Origin of the sequence: Streptomyces sp. BE20 (genome assembly GCF_036322525.1) — a bacterium.
In the GTDB taxonomy this organism is placed as follows: domain Bacteria; phylum Actinomycetota; class Actinomycetes; order Streptomycetales; family Streptomycetaceae; genus Kitasatospora.
This window is the reverse complement of sequence record NZ_JAQYWW010000068.1, coordinates 1-2460: the sequence shown is the minus strand read 5'-3', so window position 1 is coordinate 2460 and position 2460 is coordinate 1. Positions and strand designations below refer to the sequence as shown.

The window sequence follows — 2460 nt, the reverse complement described above, 5'->3', positions numbered from 1 at the left end:
GCCACCTTCCGCGGCCTGCGCTACGGCCCCAGCACCAACAACCTCTTCATCAGCAACAAAACCGGCCCGCAGCTGACGATCACCGTCCCGCCGCTGTCGATCGAGTTCTGGATCCGCACCCCCTGACCGAAACCACCACCCCAGGCCCCCTGTGCCGCGGACGGCACCGTCAGCTCGTCCGCGGCACAGGGCCGTTGAAGCCGGCCGCACTGCGGCCGATCGTGTGTACGCAAGGCCTACGACCACGGAGGCGACCCGCATACCCTGCTTGACGGGGATCGATCGGCGGCGGCACTGGAGCCCGGTCAGCGCTCACCGCTCCGTTGGCGCACGTGGAAAGGAGCCGGCTGCTCCTGGAGGGATCGCCGTCCGGCATCGGTACCGCCGGGCGGTAGCAGCATCCGGTCGACGGTTCGCCTGTGCGCGAGCGGCCCCGGCCGACCACGCGCAGGGGGAGGGATCTCCGTTGCGGGCGGCGGCGCGGGAGCCGTGGTGATACCGCCGGTCGTGCCGGTCCCTGATTCCCCGGAACAGGTCGAGAGGGACGGGTTACACAGGCCCGGCCGCCGCAGACCCGTGCGCCATACGGTCGCCGGTGCGGTCCGCAGTCTTGGGATCCGTCTGGACGAGCGCCGTCCTCGCGAGCCGGAAGCGACGGTTGAGTTCGCGCATCTCCTCGTACCGGTGCCGGCACTTCGCGCAGGCGTCGAGGTGGCGGACCAGGCGTTCGGGCTTCCTGCGGGCGGGGTGGCGGGCGAGTGCCGCGAGCTGCGCGGTGCGGTCCGCGCACCCCGGGGAGGAATCCGCAGCTTGGAGGTGGGCCATCAAGTAGGCGCGACGCAGACCTTCGCGTGCGCGGGACACCAGTGACGAGGCGCCACTGCTGGTGAGTCCGAGCAGGCGGGCGACCTCCACAATAGGCCGCTGCTCGACCGCGGAGTGCTGCAACGCCGCGCGCCAGCGCTCGGGCAGTGTGTGATAGGCGGCGCGGACCAGGTCGTGGTCGATGGCGGCTTCGAGAATCTGGTCGGGCGGTGGGACGGAGGTGTGCCGATCGGCCCGCATCCCGACGTCGGCGGCGGGGAAGGTATGGCGCTCCGCGCTCCCCCACGCCGTCGCCGTGTTGCGTACCACCGTCATGAGGTAGGGCCGCCAGTCTCCGGTGGGGCCGTGGCCCGATCGCACGGCGGCGATGACGCGGGTGAAGGCCTCGCTGGCCAGATCCTCGTCACAACCCGTGGTTCCGACGCAACTACGGGCGAAGGCAAGAACGGCTGGGTGATGGCGTGCATACAGCACCGCCACGACCCCGTCCTCTCCGGCCCGCAGGCGTTCCGTCAGTTCTGCGTCACCATCGGGCTCCGCCGTGGGAGGCGAGGTCTCCAGTCCCTCGACGGCCGAGCGAATGCCTGTACGAGGCGTCGGTAGGGGGGCGTTCCTGTCGGCACCCGGGAATGAGGAGTGGGGCATCGTGGTCCTCTGACCGTCTGCGTTGATCCGACCAGCAGGGACTCCAACGCCGGTTCTTGCCAACCCGAGTGCCGAAGCCGAAAGCAGGAGGCCGGAGGGCGCCACGCACGAGATGTGAACGGACCCTGACAGGGACCGCGATCGCGGACTGCATCCATGTCGGCCACGGCGCCGCGCACCGACGTGCCTACAGGCCGGATCTGGTGCGACTGCGGCGTAGAGATCCTTACGGACGGGTCGGGTGAAGGGCGAGTTGAGGGGTGAGATGACACGGGCCTTTCCACCGCGCCGGCGGGAAGGCGTCTGGGGCGGGAAGAGTGGTCTGACGGGACGGCTCGACCGGGTGGGTGCACCAGGCCGCGGGGGGAAGACGGCCTGGTGCACCCGGCATAAGGCCACCGGGAATGCGGGGATGCTCGGCTAGACGTATCGCCACCCTCGGCGCCCGGCAAATCGAACACACTGAAGATATTCGATATACTAAGCTGGCGCCAGGGGATGTCGCCGAATCGTTGCCCGCGCCAGGGTGGTCAGTGACCGTTCAGTGCTGGTTGACCTTGGTGCCGATGCTGTGCAGTATCTGGTCGACGGGTAGACGGCCGTCGATCCCGGCCTGGCCTGTCCAGCCAACGGCTCTGTCTCGTAATCGGCTCTGTCCCGTAATCGGTGGTAGCGCAGTGTGGTGATCACTGGAGGAGGATGCGGTGGCGGAGCAGGGGGAACCCGGCTCGGCCGTGCATCTGCCTCATGATTCGCTTGGTGCGCGTGTTGACGCCCTTGGTGCGGCCGTTGTGGTGCGGGAGGGTGAGTCCGGCGTCGACGGCGGCGCGGTCGAGTTCGAGGCCGTTGCTAAGAAGTGATCTCATTTGGTGATTCTGCGGTTGCAGATGAGGGTGGCGGCGATGGTGGCGAAGGCCGCGAAGTGGGTGCCCTTGCGTTCGTAGCGGCGGTGGAGTCGGCGGAAGCCGCCGAGCCAGGCGACGGTCCTTT

At 68.9% G+C, this 2460-nt stretch carries 1 protein-coding gene and 2 pseudogenes; all 3 read right to left on the bottom strand.

Annotation, left to right across the window (positions count from 1 at the left end; all coding sequences use genetic code 11):
* Positions 1 to 549: 549 nt before the first annotated feature.
* On the bottom strand, positions 550 to 1470 hold the full coding sequence (locus PUR61_RS00255) for an RNA polymerase sigma factor (RefSeq protein ID WP_329874362.1): 921 nt from the start codon (positions 1468 to 1470) through the stop codon (positions 550 to 552).
* Positions 1471 to 2156: 686 nt separating this feature from the next.
* Positions 2157 to 2318: pseudogene (locus PUR61_RS00250) on the bottom strand (ISL3 family transposase); the annotation flags it as partial.
* 14 nt (positions 2319 to 2332) lie between these two features.
* Positions 2333 to 2460, bottom strand: a pseudogene (locus tag PUR61_RS00245) (IS5/IS1182 family transposase); the annotation flags it as partial.

Excerpts from the sequence above, each read along its gene's own strand:
- PUR61_RS00255 (WP_329874362.1), bottom strand. The coding sequence starts at position 1,470 with ATGCCCCACTCCTCATTCCCGGGTGCCGACAGGAACGCCCCCCTACCG.